Here is a 16,718-nt window from a genome sequence, read left to right as displayed (position 1 = left end):
TCGCCGTGAGACGTCAGGTCAGCGGCGTCATCCCGCCGATTCGATCAGCACGCGGCAGATTTCGTCGATATCCTCGGGCGTGGCGACATAGGGCGGGCAGATCGCCAGCGTCGGCCCGACGATGCGCAGGAACACGCCCCGCGCCTCGGCCGCCTCGCCGACCCGCAGCCCGGTCTCGGCGGAATCGAACTGCACGCCCGCAACGAAGCCCACCTGCCGCACCTCGCGCACGTCGGGGTGCTGGCGCAGCGGCGCGAGCCCGGCGGCGAGTCGCGCGCCCAGCTCGGCCGTGCGTTCTTCCAGCTTCATCTCTTCGTAGATGGCCAGCGTCTCCAGCGCGACCGCGGCGCCGACCGGATGTCCGCCATAGGTCACGCCATGGCCCAGCATCCCGAACTCGTGGGCCCGGTCGGCCACGGAGTCGCGCACCGCGCCCGTCATCGCCACCGCCGAGAGCGGGAAGACCGCGCCGGTCAGTTGCTTGGCCATGGTCATCAGGTCGGGCGCGATGCCGTAGGTCTCGCAGCCGAACCAGCGCCCGGTGCGGCCGAAGCCGGTGATGACCTCGTCGGCGATCAAGAGGATGCCGTGGCGGCGCAGAACCTCCTGCACGCCTTCCCAATAGCCTTCGGGCGGCAACAGCACGCCGCCCGCGCCCATCACCGGCTCGCCGATCATGGCGGCGATGGTGTCGGCGCCCTCGGCCTCGATCATCTCTTCGAGTTCGGCCACCAGACGGTCGGCGAAGGCGCGCTCGGACTCGCCGGGTCCGGCCTCGTCGACCCAATGGGGGCGGCCCACGCGGATCACGTCGCTCGCGGGCAGGTGGAAGCCGTCATGCACGTATTGCAGCCCCGTCAGCGCGGCGCTCATCGTGACCGAGCCGTGATAGGCCCCCGTGCGGGCGATGATGCGCGTCCGTCCCTCCTGCCCCCGACCGGCCTGGGCGTAGCGCGCCATCTTGATCGCGACCTCGACCGCCTCCGAGCCGGAGGTCCCGTAGACGAGATGCCCCAGATCGCCGGGCAGGCGGGCCGCAAGCGCCTTGGACAGACGCTCGGTCACGTCGGTCGTGCGGCCCTTGAAGGAGTGGTAGTAGGCCAGCTTCGCCATCTGGTCCGAAGCGGCGCGGCGCAGCCGCTCGGGCGCGAAGCCCAAGGAGGCGCACCAGAGCCCCGCCATCCCGTCGATGAAGACGTTGCCCTCCGCATCGGTGACGCGAACCCCCTCGCCCGAGACGATCTCCCGCGGGGGGGCGACCTCGGTGGCGCGAGGATCGGTGAAGGGGTGCAGATGGGCGTTCATGGCCGCGTGGCCTCCGAGTCTGAAGATCGCCGCATCCTGCACCGGGCGCAGCGGCGCCGCAATGCGTGGAGTCGAAGCGCACCGTCTTGGGTCAGCCCCCGCCCCACGGCCGCGACACCCTCAGGCCCCTCGTCTGTCTCGCGCGCTCGCCAGGAGGATCAGGCCGGCGACGAGGATGTTCAGGCCGACATAGACGAACAGGCCGGTCTGAGGTCCGGCGGCGTCCAGCCGATAGACCGGAAACACGATCAGCACCGTGTTCTGCACCCCGTGCATGATCCAGGGGACCGCGAGCTTGTAGCCCGAGAGTTGGAACAGCCAGAGCATCTGGACGGAAAAGGCCATCGTGAAGACGACGAAGACCGGAAACGGGATATAGACATGCGGATCGCCCGGCACGATCCAAAGCGGCAGATGCCAGAGACCCCAGATCGCCCCCAGAGCGAGGGCCGACCCTGCAAAGCCCAGCGCGGTCTGCATCGGCCGCTGGGCGTAGCCGCGCCATCCGAACTCCTCCTGGCCGCCGCCGAAGACCATCATCGACAGGAAGGCCGGCACCAACCAGATGGCGGCGGGGTATCCGAGGTCCTGGGGCACCATGCTGCCCGGAAGCGTGTCGATGCCGGTCGCGGAGACCAAGGACGAAGCGACCCAGGCGGTCGCAACGGGCAGGAGGATCGCGGCTCCGAGCAGGAGCGGTCTGATCCGAAAGTCGAACCCGCTCTTGAGCAATCCCAGCGCGGACCGCCATCCCCCGTCACGCCAGAGCAGGATCACCGCCGCGAAAAGAGGGCCGAAGGTGGAAATGAAATTCGCGAAGCCATTGTAGCCGGGCCCGCCGATCGGTGTCGGCACCCCGATCCAGTCGAGGAACGGAGGAATGAAGACCACCCAGGAGAGCGCGAAGGTGAGAAGAAAGAAGGGAAGCAAGCGCCGCTCGGTATTCAAGGTCTGTCTCCTTTGGGGGGTAAGGGGGCAGGCGAGCGGCCTGGGCGAACCGATCAGCCGCAGGTCAGGTCCATGACGGTGCCCTCCGCATCGGTACGAATGTTGAGGCGGGTCGGGATGAAATCCATGGTCACCGCCGTGTCGGGCCCCACGATCCGGGCGTCCAGATCGGCGGGCAGCGTCACCGCCGCGATATTCGTGCCCACCAGCCCGGCGTAATCCGCCGCCCCGCAGGGATCGTCCGCCCCTTGCTGGCAGGCCGCCAGGACCAGAATCAGCGGGATCATCCAACGCATCGCGTTTCTCCATCGTTGCAAAACGGGTCTGCCTCGCCCATGCCTTATCATACGATATCACGGGAGGGACATCATGCGCACCAGGGCCGCCGTCGCCATCGAGGCCGGAAAACCGCTCGAAATCATGGACGTGAACCTGGACGGCCCGAAGGCCGGCGAGGTGCTGGTCGAGATGAAGGCCACCGGCATCTGCCATACCGACGAGTTCACCCTGTCGGGGGCCGACCCCGAGGGGCTGTTTCCCGCCATCCTCGGCCATGAGGGCGCGGGCGTGGTGGTCGATGTCGGCCCCGGCGTGACCTCGCTGAAGAAGGGCGATCACGTCATCCCGCTCTACACGCCCGAATGCCGGGAATGCGAATACTGCCTGAATCCCAAGACCAATCTCTGCCAGGCGATCCGCTCGACCCAAGGTCAAGGCCTGATGCCGGACGGAACGTCGCGGTTCAGCACGCTCGATGGCGATCCGATCCTGCATTACATGGGCTGCTCGACCTTCGCACAGCATTCCGTCCTGCCCGAAATCGCCCTGGCCAAGGTCCGCGAGGACGCGCCCTTCGACAAGATCTGCTATATCGGCTGCGGCGTCACCACCGGCATCGGCGCGGTCATCAACACCGCCAAGGTCGAGATCGGCTCCCGCGCGATCGTGTTCGGCCTGGGCGGCATCGGGTTGAACGTGATCCAGGGGCTGCGCCTGGCGGGCGCGGACCAGATCGTCGGTGTGGACCTGAACCCGTCCAAGAAGGCGATGGCCGAGCGCTTCGGCATGACCGATTTCGTCAATCCGAGCGAGGTCGAGGGCGACCTCGTGCCGTATCTCGTGGACCTGACCAAGGGCGGCGCCGACTATACTTTCGACGCGACCGGCAATGTCCAAGTGATGCGCGCGGCGCTGGAGTCGGCGCATAAAGGCTGGGGCGAGAGCGTCATCATCGGCGTCGCGCCCGCCGGCGCCGAGATCGCCACGCGCCCCTTCCAGCTCGTCACGGGCCGCGTCTGGCGCGGGACGGCCTTCGGCGGGGCGCGGGGGCGCACGGACGTGCCGAAGATCGTCGACTGGTACATGGACGGGAAGATCGAGATCGACCCGATGATCACCCACACCATGTCCCTGGACGAGATCAACACGGGCTTCGACCTCATGCACGAGGGCAAGTCGATCCGCAGCGTGGTCGTCTACTGAAAGGCCGCCACCCGACGGCGGCGCGATCGAACGGAAAGGCCCGAAAGAACAGAAAGGCCCGATAGAGCAGAAGGGATCGTCTGCCATGGCACAGATCACCTACCTGACCGACCCCTTCTTCTGGGAGGGGGATGCGCGCACGGATGTGTGGGGGTCCCAGATCTGGGGATTGGCGGATGGCCGGATCGTCCTGCTCCAGGACGAGGCGGTCTCTTTGTTCGAGGCCGACGGCACGCGGCTGACTGAGGCGGTCACGCTGAGCGAGGGCCCCCTCATCGACGTCTTCTTCGGCCGCCCGACCCTGGCGGAGCTTGCCGATGGCGGCTTTGCCCTGGCCTGGACGGGGGAGGCTACCGATCCGGGCGTCTTCGAGGACGAGGCGTTCCTGCGGGTCTTCGAGAGCGACGGCACGCCACGCACGGATGTGCTGCCGGTAAATCCGTCGACTCCGTTTCTCGCGGAAGAGGACGTCGCGCTCGCGCCCACGCCGGATGGCTTTCTCGCCGTCTGGGAAGAAAACGGGCCCGTCGACACCGACCTCTGGGTGCGGGCCTTCGATGCCTTGGGCCAGCCGCTCTCGGACGGGCGGATCGTCAACCAGACGTTGAGCGGCCGGCAGGTCGCACCCGATCTCGTCACCCTGGACGGCGGCGAGATCGTGCTGTCCTATCGCAGCTTCGGCACGGATTTCGGGCCGGAGCGGGGCGAGGCGCTGAAGCTCGAAGGGCTCGTGGTGCAGGTGCTCGATCCGGACGGCGCGACCCTGGTGGACGAGACGCTGATCTCGCCCGCGTCGAGCGGCTCGGCGCTCGACGTGGAATTGGCCGCGCTGACGGGGGACCGCGTCGTGCTCGCGTTCCTGGGCGAGGACCGGACCTCCGACGGCCTCCAGGGCTCCGACCTCTACGCACGGACCTTCGAAGTCGATCGTTCGGGGCCTGCGCTCGCCCTCGCCGAGGACGGACCGCTGATCGACCTCACCGAGGCGCCCGATCTCGGCGAAGAATATCCGCGCGTGATCGGCACCCCGGATGGGGGCTTCTTCGCCGCCTGGCTCTCCCCGGACGAATTGGAGCCGGTCTCTCCGTTCGAGGGGGCCGTGCTCGGCCGGTTCTTCGGCCCTGACGGCACGGCGCGGACGGAGGCGGCCGAGCTTTTCGCCGGCGCGGGCGAGCCGCGGAACCTGTCTCTGGCCGCCAGACCGGACGGCGCTGTGACGGTGAACTGGCTGACGGAGTTCCGGCCCGGCGACGATATCTTCGCCACCGCCGAGAACGGTCTGGCCCGCACCGTCCTCCTCTCGGAGCAGGGAGACACGATCGAGGGGGACGGGCTGTTGGTCGGCACCCCGGGGAACGACAGGATCCTTGGCGGCGCGGGCAACGACGTTCTGGAAGGGCGCGAGGGCTCCGACCGGCTGGAAGGAGGCGGAGGCGACGACCTGCTGCGCGGCGCGGCGGGGTTCGACACGCTTCAAGGCGGCGACGGGGCGGACGGGCTGGATGGCGGACCGGGCGCGGATGTGTTGCGCGGCGCGGCCGGCGACGACCGCTATCTGCTGGATGATCCGGGCGACCGGGCGATCGAGGCCCCGGGCGAGGGCGAGGACCGCGTCTACGCGTCGGTCGATTTCCGCGTCACTGCGGAGATCGAGCGGGTGACGCTGCTCGGCACGGACGATCTGCGCGCCACCGGCAACGCCATCGCCCAGCGCCTCGACGGCAATCGCGGCGACAACGTCCTGTTCGGACGCGGTGGGTCGGATACGATGTATGGCGGAGCGGGCGACGACGTCTTCGTGCTGGATCTGAACGTCAGCGACGCGCCGATCACGATCCTCGACTTCTCCCCCGGCGACCGGCTGGCGATCGACGACCGCTTCTTCGACCTCGGCGGCGGCTCGGTCGACCCGCGTCCCGCCGATCCGGAGGAGGCACGGGTCCGGCTGGCCTCCGACGAGGTGGAATGGGACCGGGAGACGGGAGAATTCGCCATCGACGGCGCGGTGGTCGCGATCCTGCTGGAAGAGGCCCGTCTACGGGTCGAGGACGTGCTGCTGTTCTGAACCCGCTTGACCCTCGGAGCCATGACGGCGAAGGCAGGAAGGCCCGCAGCCGGAGAACCCGATGCCCCAACGCGACCGCCCCCTCCTCGCCGTCCTCGTCGATGCCGACAACATCCCGGCCAAATACGCCGAGGCGATCATGAAAGAGATCACCGGCCTGGGGGAGCCGGCGCTGCGACGGGTCTATGGCGACTGGTCGGGCGGGCATCTGCGGCTCTGGGCCGACAAGGTGCTGGAGCTGGGGCTGGTCGCACATCAGGAAACGGCGAATACAAGGGGCAAGAACGCCTCGGATATCGGCCTGGTGATCGACGCGATGGATATCCTGCATTCGGGCCGGTTCGACGGGTTCGTCCTGGTCTCGTCCGACAGCGACTTCACCCGGCTCGCCGCGCGCATCCGCGAGGAAGGGCTGGACGTCATCGGCATCGGCGAGGGCAAGGCGCCGGAATCCCTGCGCAAGGTCTGCAACCGCTTCATCCAGATCGAGAACCTTGTCGAGGAGCCGGAGCCGAAATCCGCCGGCACGGCCGCGCGACCCGGCAAGAAAAAGCCGCAGGACGCGCTGCCGCTGATCCTACGCGCGATGGAGCGGATCGACCAGGACGGCGAATGGTTTGAGATGGGCGCGCTCGGCAGCCAGCTCGTGGCGGAGGCCACCGATTTCGACACCCGCACCTATGGCAAGCGCAAGCTGAGCGACCTGGTGGCCGACATCAAACGGCTGGAGACCAAGAAGGAAGGCCCGCAACTAATGGTGCGGCGCCTGGACTGAGGGCGGCGCGCTCATCCGGCCTCTCGGCCGTCTTCGCCACCATACGGCGGCCGCTCAGCCTTCCTGCGAGAATTTCTGCCGCATCGCCCGCAGCACCGGGATCGCCATGCGCACGCGGTCGGTCCCGGTCTCGGCCACCGCATCCGCCAGAATCGGCCGGATCGCGTCAAGCGCCGCGTCGCGCGCCCGCACGCCCGCTCCCGAAATGGCGACCCGTTTGCGCCGCGCATCGTCCCAGTCGGGACGAATATGGACATGGCCCGCCCATTCCAGCCGCGCGAGCGTGTTGCTCATCGCCCCGCGGGAGAGGTGGAAGATGCGGGCGAGCTCGGCCGGGGTCCGCTCCACCCGGTGCTCGGCCAGGTAGTTGAGGACAATGAAATGGCTCAGTTCCATCCCCTTGGGCAAAGCGCGGGAGAGGCGCGCGCGGATGAGTTGATCCGCGGTCAGCATCTCGCTGAACAGGGCGGTGGCCAGACGTTCGGTCTCGCCGCTCACGGCCCGTGCCAATCGGGCTGCGTGGCGATTGCGGGGACGCGGGCGCGCGCTTCGGCGACGAGGCCCGTGTCGATCTCGACCACATGCGCGTCGCGGGCAGTGCCCGCATCCAGCACGACCTCGCCCCAGGGGGCCACGATCATCGAGTGCCCATAGGTCCGCCTCTGCTGTCCGACGCGGGCCTCGTGCAGGCCGGTCTGGGCCGGCGCGATGACCCAGCATCCGGTCTCGATGGCCCGGGCGCGCAGCAGCACCTCCCAATGGGCCGCGCCCGTCACCGGCGAAAACGCCGAGGGCACCGTGAGGATATCGGCCCCGGCCCGCGCGAGCTTGCGATGCAGGGCTGGAAAGCGGAGATCGTAGCAGATCGTCATGCCGACCTTGCCAAATGGGGTCTCAGCCAGGGTGGCGCGGGTGCCGGGGCGGTAGCCAGCACTCTCGCGATAGGTCTCGGTCCCGTCGATCTCCACGTCGAACATGTGGATCTTGTCATAGCGGGCGATAATCCGGCCCCGCGGGTCGATCAGGAAGGAGCGGTTGGCGAAGCGCCCGGCGGGATCGGCCGTGCGCAGCGCCAGCGAGCCGATGAGCAGCCAGATCCCGTAATCCGCGGCGTCGGCGCGGAGCGCGGCCAAGGTCGGATCGCGCGCCTCGGGGCGCAGGACGGATTTCTGATGGGCCCGATCCATGGAGACGCAATTCGTGACCTCGGGCGTCGCCACGAAATCGGCCCGGAGGCGCACGGCGTCGGCGAGCAGGTCGCGGGTCTGCTCGATATTCTCCTCCGGATTGTCCGAGGAGGTGAGTTGGAGCAGACCCGCGCGCATCAGTCTTGCAGCATCGCGTCCAGCTTGCCCGTATGCTCCAGCGCGAAAAGATCGTCGCAACCGCCGACATGGGTATCGCCGATGAAGATCTGCGGGGTCGATGTCCGGCCGTTCGCGCGCTGGGTCATCTCGGCCCGCGAACCCTTGACCCGGGCGGTGTCGATCTCGGTGACGGGAGCGCCCTTGGCGGAGAGCAGGCGCAGCGCCCTGGTGCAGAAACCGCAAAGCGGCTGGGTATAGATCGTGACGGGTTTCATGGCGCGGTCCTAACGAAGAGTCGCGCGACATATATGTAACTATCCGTCCTTCGCAACGCGGGCGAGGGTCAGGACCGTGATCCGAGTGGCGCCCATACCGCGAATGACGTCGGAACAGGCAGCAAGCGTCGCGCCCGACGTCATCACGTCGTCGATCAGGGCGATCTCGGCCCCCGCTAAGTCGTCCCCGCCCGGGGCGATGGCGTGTTGCATGTTGGCGAATCGCTCAGGTCCGGTCTTGCCGTCCTGGCTTTCGGTCTGGCGGATGCGGCGCAGCGCCTCGGGCGCGAAGCGGCCGCCCGTTCCGTGCGCGAGGTGCCTCGCGATCAGAGCCGACTGGTTGTAGCGCCGCTTCAGAAGGCGCCAGCGATGGATCGGGACCGGAACGAAGACGGTCTGCGGGCCGATCAGATCCCGGGCCCGGCGGGCCATCCAATGGGCGGCGGCGCGCGCCAATTCGGTCCGGTCGCCATGCTTGAGCGCCAGAACCATCGCCCGCCCCTTCCCCGAATAGGCCAGCACCGACCGCCCCGCGTCCCAAGGCCGTGCGAGGGTCAAACAGTCGTCGCAGCGGGCCGGGCCGTCCTCGGCCCCGGGCAAGCCGGTGCCGCAGAGATCGCAGGAGGCGCCGGAGATGAACGGCGTCTCGGACCAGCAGGCGGGGCAGAGCGCGAACTCCGCCTCGACCCGCGTCTCGCAGAGCAGGCAGGTGCGGGGATAGAGCGCGTCGCGAAGCACGGCGGCCGCGCGGCGCAGGGGCGTTTGCATTGCCTCGCCCATCACCTAGATGCCTCCCATGTCTCAGCCCCTGCTTACCGACCGCATGGCCCTGGCCCTGCACCGCACCCGCGCTCATGCGCGGGCCCATGCCGATCGCGGCGCGTGGTTTCTCCATGAGGAAGCCCGCGACGAGATCGAGGAGAGGCTGAAAGACGTTAACAGAAGGTTTACGGCTCCGGCGATCGTCACCGGGCATCCGGCGCTCTGGGCCGATCTGCTGCCCGGGGCGCGGGTGGTCCCCGACGCGCCGGTCCTGGATCTGGAGCTCGGCGCCCATGACCTGGTCATCCATGCCATGGCGCTGCATTGGGCCGACGATCCGGTTGGGCAGATCATCCAATGCCGCCGCGCGCTGCGCCCTGACGGGCTGTTCCTGGCTGCGGCCCTGGGCGGCGAGACGCTTCAGGAATTGCGGGCCGCGCTGGGCGAGGCGGAGATGGAGGTCGCCGGCGGCCTGTCGCCGCGCGTGGCGCCGATGGCCGAAGTCCGCGACATGGGCGCACTGCTGCAACGTGCCGGGCTGGCCCTGCCGGTGGCCGACCGGATGCCGCGCCGCGTTCGCTATGGCGACATGTTCCGCCTGATGGCCGACCTGCGCGCAATGGGCGAGACCAACGCGCTGGCCGCCCGGCACAAGGTTGTGCCGCCGCGTGGTCTATTTCCGCGCGCGGCGCGTATATACTCCGACGCCTTCCCGGACGAGGACGGGGTGGCCGCGACTTTTGAGACGATCTTCCTGGCGGGCTGGGCCCCGTCCGACGATCAGCCGAAGCCCCTGCGCCCCGGATCGGCGCAAGCTCGGCTGGCCGACGCGCTGGGGGTCGAAGAACGGGGGACCGACGAATGAACATGATGACCGACACAAGCCTGCCGCACGCCCCGGCCGACCACCCCAAGGTGCGTATGGGCAAGGTGGGCCTGCTGCTGGCGAACCTGGGCACGCCCGACAATTACGACTACTGGTCGATGCGCCGCTATCTGGGCGAGTTCCTGTCGGACCGCCGGGTGATCGACTACTCGCCCTGGCTCTGGCAGCCGCTCTTGCAGGGGATCATCCTGACCAAGCGGCCGTTCTCCTCGGGCGCGGCCTACAAGTCGATCTGGAACGAGGACAAGGGCGAGAGCCCGCTGGCCACCATCACCAAGGCGCAGACCGCCGCCATGGCCGAGCGGATGCGCGAGATGTTCGGCGACCGGGTCGTGGTCGATTACTGCATGCGCTACGGCAACCCCTCGACCAAGTCGAAGGTGGAGCAGATGCAGGCCGCAGGCTGCACCAAGATCGTGTTCTTCCCGCTCTATCCGCAATATGCGGGCGCGACGACGGCCACCGCCAACGACCAGTTCTTCCGCGCGCTGATGCAGATGAAATGGCAGCCCTCCGTCCGCACCGTTCCCGCCTATAGCGACGACCCGCGCTACATCGACGCCCTGGCCCAGTCGGTCGAGCGCGCCTATGCGGCCGCCGAGACGGAGCCGGACATTCTCGTCTGCTCCTATCACGGGGTGCCGAAGCGCTATCTGATGGAGGGCGACCCCTATCATTGCCAGTGCCAGAAGACGACGCGCCTGCTGCGCGAGCGGCTGGGTTGGGCCCCGGAGAAGATTGTCACGACCTTCCAGTCCAAATTCGGGCCCGAGGAATGGCTCAAGCCCTACACGGTCGAAGAGGTCGCCCGCCTGGCCGAGGAAGAGGGCAAGAAGAACATCGCCGTGATCGCGCCCGCCTTCTCAGCGGACTGCATCGAGACGCTCGAAGAGATCAACGAAGAGATCAAGGAAAGCTTCGAAGAGGCGGGCGGCGAGCATTTCACCTACATTCCCTGCCTCAATGACGATCCGGTGCATATGGATGCGCTGGCGGCGATCGTCCGGGAAAATCTGGCGGGCTGGGTCGACTGACCCGGGCCCGCCGGGGTCCGGTGCCTGTGCACACACCCGGACCGTTTTCTCGCGTTAGCCGACGGGGCGGCCAGCGTAAGTGCGGCTCCCCACCCGCACCTCCATCAGGCCGTCTTTGAGCATTTTCACGAACGTCCCCTGGATGGAGAGGTAGTTCCCTATGGTGATGGTCCTAAGCATCCAGTTTCCTCCGACTGGCCTGTGAGTAATCCAAACATAGGTCTGACCTTGGGCACGGGCCAGGACAATCCGCCCGAAAATCGCGCATTTATGAAACAACGTTGTGTGATCACAACCAGTCGCGCAAGATCGGAATCAACGGCAGATCGGCCGGCGGCATGGGATAATCCCTTAATTTCATCGGCTTGACCCAAGCCAGAGCCTGATTTTCGTTACTTTTCGGTATGCCGTTCCACTTTCGGCAAACGAACAGGGGCATCAGAAGATGGAAGTCGGAATATGCATGTGACGCGAAAGTGAGCGGCGCGAGGCAACTCGCCCATGTGTCGATTCCAAGTTCTTCCTGCAACTCCCGGATGAGTGCGACCTCGGGCGATTCGCCCGGTTCGACCTTGCCGCCGGGAAACTCCCACAGACCAGCCATCGACTTGCCCTCCGGCCGCTGCGCGAGAAGCACCCGGCCATCCGCGTCCACCAGGGCGACGGCCGAGACGAGAACGACCGGCAGGCTCAAGAGCGATAATCCGCGTTGATCTCGATGTAGCGGGCCGTCAGGTCGCAGGTCCACATCGTGTCGGTCGCGTCGCCGAGACCCAGATCGACGGTGATCTTGATCCGATCGCGGGTCATGTAGGCTGCCCCCGCCTCTTCGGTGTAGCTGTCGGCGATGCGCCCCTGCTCGGCCACGAGGATGTCCCCGAAGGAGATCCGCAGCAGGTCGCGGTCGGCCTTGGCCCCCGCCTTGCCCACCGCCGCGACGATCCGGCCCCAGTTCGGATCTTCTCCGGCGATGGCGGTCTTGACCAGCGGCGAGTTGGCGATGGCCGAGGCCACCCGGCGCGCGTCCTGCGCGCTGGCCGCGCCGGTGACGGCGACCTCGACCAGCTTGGTCGCGCCCTCTCCGTCCATCACGATCTGCAATGCGAGATCCTTGAGAACAGCGCCCAGCGCGGCCTTGAAGTCCCGCCCGGACACGGTGCGGGCCGAGTCGATCCGCGCGTGTTGCGCCCGGCCCGTCGCCGCAACGATCACCGTATCGGAGGTGGAGGTGTCGCTATCGACCGTGATGGCGTTGAAAGTCGTCTTCGTCAGGTCCGACAGCATCGCCTGGAGCGCGCGGTCGCTGACATTGGCGTCGGTAAAGACGTAGGCCAGCATCGTCGCCATGTCGGGCGCGATCATGCCGGAGCCCTTGGCGATCCCCGCGATGGTGACGGGTGTGCCCTCGATCTCCACCGTGGCGGTCGCGCCCTTGGGGAAGGTGTCGGTCGTCATGATCGCGCGGGCCGCCTCGGCGATGCCGTCGGGTGCGAGCGACTGAGACAACCCGTCCAGGGCCGCCACGATCCGGTCATGGGGCAACGGCTGGCCGATCACGCCGGTCGACGAGGTCAGCACACGCGCGGGCGGAACGCCCAAAGCCTGGCTCGCCGCCTGACAGACGGCCTCGACCGAGTCCGCGCCTTGCCCGCCGGTGAAGGCGTTGGCGTTGCCGGAATTGACCAAAATCGCCCAGCCGCCTTCGCCGCGCTCGCCCTTGAGCTTCTCCTGGCAGTCGAGCACCGCGGCCGAGCGGGTGGCCGAGCGGGTGAAGACCCCCGCCACCGCCGTGCCGGGCGCGAGATCGGCCAGCATCACGTCGGTGCGGCCCTTGTATTTGACGCCCGCCTGCGCCGTGGCGAAGCGGACGCCCACGATCTGGGGCAAGTCGGGGAAATCCGGGGCCAGGGGCGAGACGAGCGGGCCGCCCACCGCCGTCGGGAGCGCCGCTTCAGGCGCGGCCTCCAGCTCGGCGACGCGGGCCTCCAGTTCGGCCTGCTTCGCCTTGGCCTCGGCCAGGGCCGCATCGAGCCGCTTGGCGGCCTTTTTCTTGGCTTTCTTGACCGCCGTCTTCACGTCCTTGCCCTTGCCCATGGCGTTTACTCCAAAAGACCGCCGTCGCGGATCAGCGCCGGGTCGATCTCGACCTCGGCGCGGGTGACATTCGCCGCCTCGGTCAGCCGCGAGACCTCGGCATCGACGGCGGCGGATTGCAACTGCGACTCCAGCTCGGCGCGGACCTGCTCCAGCGGCGGCGCGTCCTTCTGGCGGGTCTCGTTGAGCTTGACGACATGCCAGCCGAACTGCGTCTGGACCGGAGCGCTGACCGCGCCCGCCTCCAGGCCCTGCACGGCCGCTTCGAATTCCGGCACCATCATCCCCGCGCCGAACCAGCCCAGCGCCCCGCCATTGGGGCCCGAGGGGCCGGTCGACTCGGCCCGCGCGAGTTCCGCGAAATCCGCCCCGCCTTCGAGCCGCTCGACCAGCGCCTGCGCCTCCTCCTCGGACGCGACCAGGATATGGCTCGCGTTCCACTCGGTCTCGGGCTCGGCGCTGCCGTAGGTCTCGTCGTAGAGCGCCTGAAGCGCACCGTCCTCAAGCGGCGCGGTGGCGGCGCGGTCGATGACGCGGCCGGCCAGGAAGGCGCGTTGCTCGTTCTCAAGGCCCAGCTCGTCCGCCTTGGCCATGTCGGCCCGGGCGGCGTCGGCCAACACCTGCTGCTGAATCAGCTGCTCCAGCATGCCGTCATAGAGCACCTGGTCGGGCAGTTGCTGATATTGCTGCGGCAGCCGCGCGCGCATGGCGATCAGATGCCCCAGCGTGATCTCGGTTCCGTCGACGGTGGCCAGCACCGTATCCGCGTCCTGCGCGGCCGCCGGGGCGGCCAGCGCCAGAACCAGGGCGGCGCTCGTCATCAGTCTCGTCATCGGGTCGATCCTTTCCGGCACCAGTCGGTGCCCTGTCTTCCTTGGCCATGGGGCGCCTTCGTTGACACCCCTCAGGGGGCCACTTAAGTGCGCTCTCAGGCAATTTTCACCGCGTCCCGCAATGGGGCCGCCGCAATCCTCTCTTCACGGTTTGAATATGGGGCGCGCGGTCAGGCGGCAAGGGCGCGAAGGACGGGTAGGCACATGCTGGGATTGGGTGGCATCGCGAAGAAGGTCTTCGGCACGGCGAACGACCGGCTGGTCAAGGCCAAGATGAAGACCGTGGCCAAGATCAACGAGATGGAGCCGGAGTTCCAGGCCCTCTCGGACGCAGAACTGATCGAGCGGACGCGGGCGCTCCAGGAGCGGGCGAAAGGCGGCGAGAGCCTCGACGCCCTGCTGCCGGAGGCTTTCGCGAATTGTCGTGAAGCCGCGCGCCGGGCGCTGGGTCTGCGCGCCTTTGACGTGCAGCTTCTGGGCGGGATCTTCCTGCATGAGGGCAACATCGCCGAGATGAAGACCGGCGAGGGCAAGACCCTGGTCGCAACCTTTCCCGCCTATCTGAATGCGCTGAGCGGCAAAGGCGTGCATATCGTCACGGTCAACGACTACCTCGTTCGGCGCGACGCCGAATGGATGGGCAAGGTCTTCAGCGCGCTGGGCATGACCACCGGCGTCGTCGTCCCGCAGCAGCCCGACGACGAAAAGCGCGCAGGTTACGCCGCCGACATCACCTATGCCACCAATAACGAACTGGGCTTCGACTATCTGCGCGACAACATGCGCTCCAATATCGCGGAGATGTTCCAGCGCGGGCACAACTTCGCCATCGTGGACGAGGTCGACTCGATCCTGATCGACGAGGCGCGCACGCCGCTCATTATCTCTGGGCCCTCGCAGGACCGATCCGAGCTTTACCAGACCATCGACCGTCTCATCCCCGAGATCCGGGAGGAGCATTTCACCAAGGACGAAAAGCAGCGCTCGGTCACCTTCACCGACGAAGGCAACGAGTTCCTGGAGGAGCGGCTGCACATCGCCGGCATCCTGCCCGAGGATCAGTCCCTCTACGATCCGGAATCGACCACCATCGTCCACCATGTGAACCAGGGCCTGCGGGCGCATAAGCTGTTCAACAAGGACCAGAACTACATCGTGCGCGACGACGAGGTCGTGCTGATCGACGAGTTCTCGGGCCGGATGATGCCCGGCCGCCGCCTGTCCGACGGGCTGCACCAGGCCATCGAGGCCAAGGAGGGCGTGTCGATCAAGCCCGAGAACGTGACGCTCGCCTCGGTGACGTTCCAGAACTACTTCCGCCTCTACGACAAGCTGGCCGGCATGACAGGCACGGCGGCGACCGAGGCCGAGGAATTCGGCTCGATCTACGGGCTGGGCGTGGTCGAGGTGCCCACCAACAAGCCCGTCGCCCGCGCCGATGAGGACGACCACGTCTACCGCACGGCGGCCGAGAAATACGCGGCCCTGGTCGAGGAGATCAAAACCGCCCACGGCAAGGGCCAGCCCGTTCTGGTCGGCACCACCTCCATCGAAAAATCCGAGATGTTGAGCCAGATGCTCAAGAAGGAAGGGCTGGAGCATAACGTGCTCAACGCCCGCCTCCATGAGCAGGAAGCGCAGATCATCGCCGATGCGGGCAAGCCGGGCGCGATCACCATCGCCACCAACATGGCCGGGCGCGGCACCGACATTCAGCTGGGCGGCAACGTGGAGATGCGGGTGCTCCAGGCGCTCGCCGCCGACCCCCAGGCCGATCCCGACGACGTGCGCCGGCGGATCGAGGCCGAAGTCGCCGTCGACAAGCAAAAGGTCATCGACGCGGGCGGCCTGTTCGTGCTGGCCACCGAGCGTCACGAGAGCCGCCGCATCGACAACCAGCTCCGCGGCCGCTCGGGCCGTCAGGGCGACCCGGGCCGGTCGGTCTTCTTCCTGTCGCTCGACGACGACCTGATGCGGATCTTCGGGTCCGAGCGGCTCGATTCCATGCTGGGCAAGCTCGGCATGAAAGAAGGCGAAGCGATCGTGCACCCCTGGGTGAACAAGTCGCTGGAGCGGGCCCAGGCCAAGGTCGAAGGCCGCAACTTCGACATCCGCAAGCAGCTTCTGAAATTCGACGACGTCATGAACGACCAGCGCAAGGCCGTGTTCGAGCAGCGCCTGGAAATCATGCGGGCCGAGGAAATCGGCGAGATCGCCCAGGACATGCGCCACCAGGTGATCGACGATCTGGTCGACCAGTATCTGCCGCCCAAGACCTATGCCGAGCAATGGGACGCCGAAGGGCTCTATGCCGCGGTGATCGAGGTGCTGAACCTGGACGAACCGATCATCGCCTGGGCCGATGAGGACGGCGTCGATCAGGACGTCGTACGTGAGCGGCTCTATGCTGCCTCCGACAAGGCCATGCAGGAGAAGGCCGAGGCCTTCGGCGCCGATCAGATGCGCCAGGTCGAAAAGCAGGTGCTGCTCCAGACGATCGACCAGAAATGGCGCGAGCATCTCCTGACGCTGGAGCATCTGCGCTCGGTCGTGGGCTTCCGCGGCTATGCGCAGCGCGACCCGCTGAACGAATACAAGACCGAGAGCTTCCAGCTCTTCGAGGGGATGCTCGACAGCCTGCGCGCCGATGTGACGAAGAAGCTCAGCCAGATCCGCCCGCTCACCGAAGAGGAGCGCAAGGCGATGATGGAGCAGCTCATCGCCCAGCAGCGCGCCGCGCAAGCCGCCGCGCAACAGGCCAGCCCCGCGCCCCAGCGCCAGCCCGAGGCGGTCGGCGCGGCGGCGGGCGCAGCGGCCGCCGGCGGCGCCGCCGCGGAAGGCTTCGTCGAGGACGATCCCTCGACCTGGGGCAATCCGGGCCGCAACGATCCCTGCCCCTGCGGCTCGGGTAAGAAGTTCAAGCACTGCCACGGCGCCTTCTGAGGCGCCGCA

Annotated in this window: 16 protein-coding genes; 6 read left to right on the top strand and 10 right to left on the bottom strand. The window is 67.5% G+C overall.

Features of this window, described 5'->3' with window-relative positions; translation table 11 throughout:
• Positions 1-27 precede the first annotated feature (27 nt).
• The 3 genes from DTQ71_RS02690 to DTQ71_RS02680 form a co-directional block, all read right to left on the bottom strand.
• Positions 28-1,305 (bottom strand): aminotransferase family protein, encoded by a 1,278-nt coding sequence (locus DTQ71_RS02690; RefSeq protein ID WP_109562729.1) that lies wholly within the window; start codon positions 1,303-1,305, stop codon positions 28-30.
• A 120-nt stretch (positions 1,306-1,425) separates the two neighbouring features.
• On the bottom strand, positions 1,426-2,253 hold the full coding sequence (locus DTQ71_RS02685) for a CPBP family intramembrane glutamic endopeptidase (RefSeq protein WP_109562728.1): 828 nt from the start codon (positions 2,251-2,253) through the stop codon (positions 1,426-1,428).
• Between the two features lie 53 nt (positions 2,254-2,306).
• Positions 2,307-2,549: an I78 family peptidase inhibitor gene (locus DTQ71_RS02680; protein WP_109562727.1), complete on the bottom strand. Its 243-nt coding sequence runs from the start codon at positions 2,547-2,549 to the stop codon at positions 2,307-2,309.
• A 73-nt stretch (positions 2,550-2,622) separates the two neighbouring features.
• Between DTQ71_RS02680 and DTQ71_RS02675 the strand changes: the two genes are divergently transcribed.
• From DTQ71_RS02675 to DTQ71_RS02665, 3 genes are all read left to right on the top strand, one after another.
• On the top strand, positions 2,623-3,735 hold the full coding sequence (locus DTQ71_RS02675; RefSeq protein ID WP_109562726.1) for an S-(hydroxymethyl)glutathione dehydrogenase/class III alcohol dehydrogenase: 1,113 nt from the start codon (positions 2,623-2,625) through the stop codon (positions 3,733-3,735).
• 85 nt (positions 3,736-3,820) lie between these two features.
• Positions 3,821-5,800, top strand: a complete 1,980-nt coding sequence (locus DTQ71_RS02670; protein ID WP_109562725.1) for a calcium-binding protein — start codon at positions 3,821-3,823, stop codon at positions 5,798-5,800.
• Positions 5,801-5,861: 61 nt separating this feature from the next.
• Positions 5,862-6,575, top strand: a complete 714-nt coding sequence (locus DTQ71_RS02665) for an NYN domain-containing protein (RefSeq protein WP_109562724.1) — start codon at positions 5,862-5,864, stop codon at positions 6,573-6,575.
• A gap of 54 nt (positions 6,576-6,629) precedes the next feature.
• Here DTQ71_RS02665 and DTQ71_RS02660 read toward each other — a convergent pair whose 3' ends face one another.
• Genes DTQ71_RS02660 through DTQ71_RS02645 form a run of 4 tightly spaced genes read right to left on the bottom strand, consistent with a single transcriptional unit; the run spans position 6,630 to position 8,925 of the window.
• Positions 6,630-7,073 carry a MarR family winged helix-turn-helix transcriptional regulator gene (locus tag DTQ71_RS02660; protein ID WP_109562723.1) on the bottom strand — a complete coding sequence of 148 codons (444 nt, stop codon included), beginning with the start codon at positions 7,071-7,073 and terminating at the stop codon, positions 6,630-6,632.
• Complete coding sequence (locus DTQ71_RS02655) at positions 7,070-7,900, bottom strand: carbon-nitrogen hydrolase family protein (RefSeq protein ID WP_109562722.1); 831 nt, start codon at positions 7,898-7,900, stop codon at positions 7,070-7,072. Before DTQ71_RS02655 ends, DTQ71_RS02660 begins: the two co-directional genes overlap by 4 nt.
• Positions 7,900-8,157 carry a glutaredoxin 3 gene (gene grxC / locus DTQ71_RS02650; protein WP_109562721.1) on the bottom strand — a complete coding sequence of 86 codons (258 nt, stop codon included), beginning with the start codon at positions 8,155-8,157 and terminating at the stop codon, positions 7,900-7,902. The genes DTQ71_RS02655 and grxC overlap by 1 nt, the downstream gene beginning before the upstream one ends.
• 39 nt (positions 8,158-8,196) lie before the next feature.
• Entirely contained in the window at positions 8,197-8,925 is a 729-nt protein-coding gene (locus tag DTQ71_RS02645) for a ComF family protein (RefSeq protein ID WP_109563124.1), read from the bottom strand.
• A 28-nt stretch (positions 8,926-8,953) separates the two neighbouring features.
• On the opposite strand from DTQ71_RS02645, the gene DTQ71_RS02640 reads away from it, so the two are divergent.
• Positions 8,954-9,784 carry a methyltransferase domain-containing protein gene (locus tag DTQ71_RS02640; protein WP_245947165.1) on the top strand — a complete coding sequence of 277 codons (831 nt, stop codon included), beginning with the start codon at positions 8,954-8,956 and terminating at the stop codon, positions 9,782-9,784.
• Between the two features lie 5 nt (positions 9,785-9,789).
• Positions 9,790-10,839 carry a ferrochelatase gene (hemH, locus tag DTQ71_RS02635; protein ID WP_109563123.1) on the top strand — a complete coding sequence of 350 codons (1,050 nt, stop codon included), beginning with the start codon at positions 9,790-9,792 and terminating at the stop codon, positions 10,837-10,839.
• A 289-nt stretch (positions 10,840-11,128) separates the two neighbouring features.
• On the opposite strand, the gene DTQ71_RS02630 is transcribed toward hemH, so the two are convergent.
• Genes DTQ71_RS02630 through DTQ71_RS02620 form a run of 3 tightly spaced genes read right to left on the bottom strand, consistent with a single transcriptional unit; the run spans position 11,129 to position 13,766 of the window.
• Positions 11,129-11,527: a (deoxy)nucleoside triphosphate pyrophosphohydrolase gene (locus DTQ71_RS02630; protein ID WP_109563122.1), complete on the bottom strand. Its 399-nt coding sequence runs from the start codon at positions 11,525-11,527 to the stop codon at positions 11,129-11,131.
• A gap of 2 nt (positions 11,528-11,529) precedes the next feature.
• Positions 11,530-12,933, bottom strand: coding sequence for a bifunctional glutamate N-acetyltransferase/amino-acid acetyltransferase ArgJ (argJ, locus tag DTQ71_RS02625; RefSeq protein WP_109562719.1), 1,404 nt, complete (start codon positions 12,931-12,933; stop codon positions 11,530-11,532).
• Between the two features lie 5 nt (positions 12,934-12,938).
• Complete coding sequence (locus tag DTQ71_RS02620) at positions 12,939-13,766, bottom strand: peptidylprolyl isomerase (protein WP_109562718.1); 828 nt, start codon at positions 13,764-13,766, stop codon at positions 12,939-12,941.
• A 204-nt stretch (positions 13,767-13,970) separates the two neighbouring features.
• Here DTQ71_RS02620 and secA point away from each other — a divergent pair, with 204 nt between their 5' ends.
• Positions 13,971-16,709 carry a preprotein translocase subunit SecA gene (gene secA, locus DTQ71_RS02615; protein WP_109562717.1) on the top strand — a complete coding sequence of 913 codons (2,739 nt, stop codon included), beginning with the start codon at positions 13,971-13,973 and terminating at the stop codon, positions 16,707-16,709.
• The last annotated feature ends 9 nt before the right edge of the window (positions 16,710-16,718 follow it).

It is taken from the genome of Jannaschia seohaensis (assembly GCF_900116765.1).
Lineage (GTDB): Bacteria > Pseudomonadota > Alphaproteobacteria > Rhodobacterales > Rhodobacteraceae > Jannaschia > Jannaschia seohaensis.
Note: the sequence above shows the minus strand (reverse complement) of the source record. Positions and strands in the feature narration are given on the sequence as shown.

Bases quoted from the DNA above. Each gene is read 5' to 3' on its own strand.
- DTQ71_RS02690 (WP_109562729.1), bottom strand. From the start codon at position 1,305: ATGAACGCCCATCTGCACCCCTTCACCGATCCTCGCGCCACCGAGGTC.
- DTQ71_RS02680 (WP_109562727.1), bottom strand. From the start codon at position 2,549: ATGCGTTGGATGATCCCGCTGATTCTGGTCCTGGCGGCCTGCCAGCAA.
- DTQ71_RS02675 (WP_109562726.1), top strand. From the start codon at position 2,623: ATGCGCACCAGGGCCGCCGTCGCCATCGAGGCCGGAAAACCGCTCGAA.
- DTQ71_RS02670 (WP_109562725.1), top strand. From the start codon at position 3,821: ATGGCACAGATCACCTACCTGACCGACCCCTTCTTCTGGGAGGGGGAT.
- DTQ71_RS02665 (WP_109562724.1), top strand. From the start codon at position 5,862: ATGCCCCAACGCGACCGCCCCCTCCTCGCCGTCCTCGTCGATGCCGAC.
- DTQ71_RS02655 (WP_109562722.1), bottom strand. From the start codon at position 7,900: ATGCGCGCGGGTCTGCTCCAACTCACCTCCTCGGACAATCCGGAGGAG.
- grxC (WP_109562721.1), bottom strand. From the start codon at position 8,157: ATGAAACCCGTCACGATCTATACCCAGCCGCTTTGCGGTTTCTGCACC.
- DTQ71_RS02645 (WP_109563124.1), bottom strand. From the start codon at position 8,925: ATGCAAACGCCCCTGCGCCGCGCGGCCGCCGTGCTTCGCGACGCGCTC.
- DTQ71_RS02640 (WP_245947165.1), top strand. From the start codon at position 8,954: ATGTCTCAGCCCCTGCTTACCGACCGCATGGCCCTGGCCCTGCACCGC.
- hemH (WP_109563123.1), top strand. From the start codon at position 9,790: ATGACCGACACAAGCCTGCCGCACGCCCCGGCCGACCACCCCAAGGTG.
- argJ (WP_109562719.1), bottom strand. From the start codon at position 12,933: ATGGGCAAGGGCAAGGACGTGAAGACGGCGGTCAAGAAAGCCAAGAAA.
- DTQ71_RS02620 (WP_109562718.1), bottom strand. From the start codon at position 13,766: ATGACGAGACTGATGACGAGCGCCGCCCTGGTTCTGGCGCTGGCCGCC.
- secA (WP_109562717.1), top strand. From the start codon at position 13,971: ATGCTGGGATTGGGTGGCATCGCGAAGAAGGTCTTCGGCACGGCGAAC.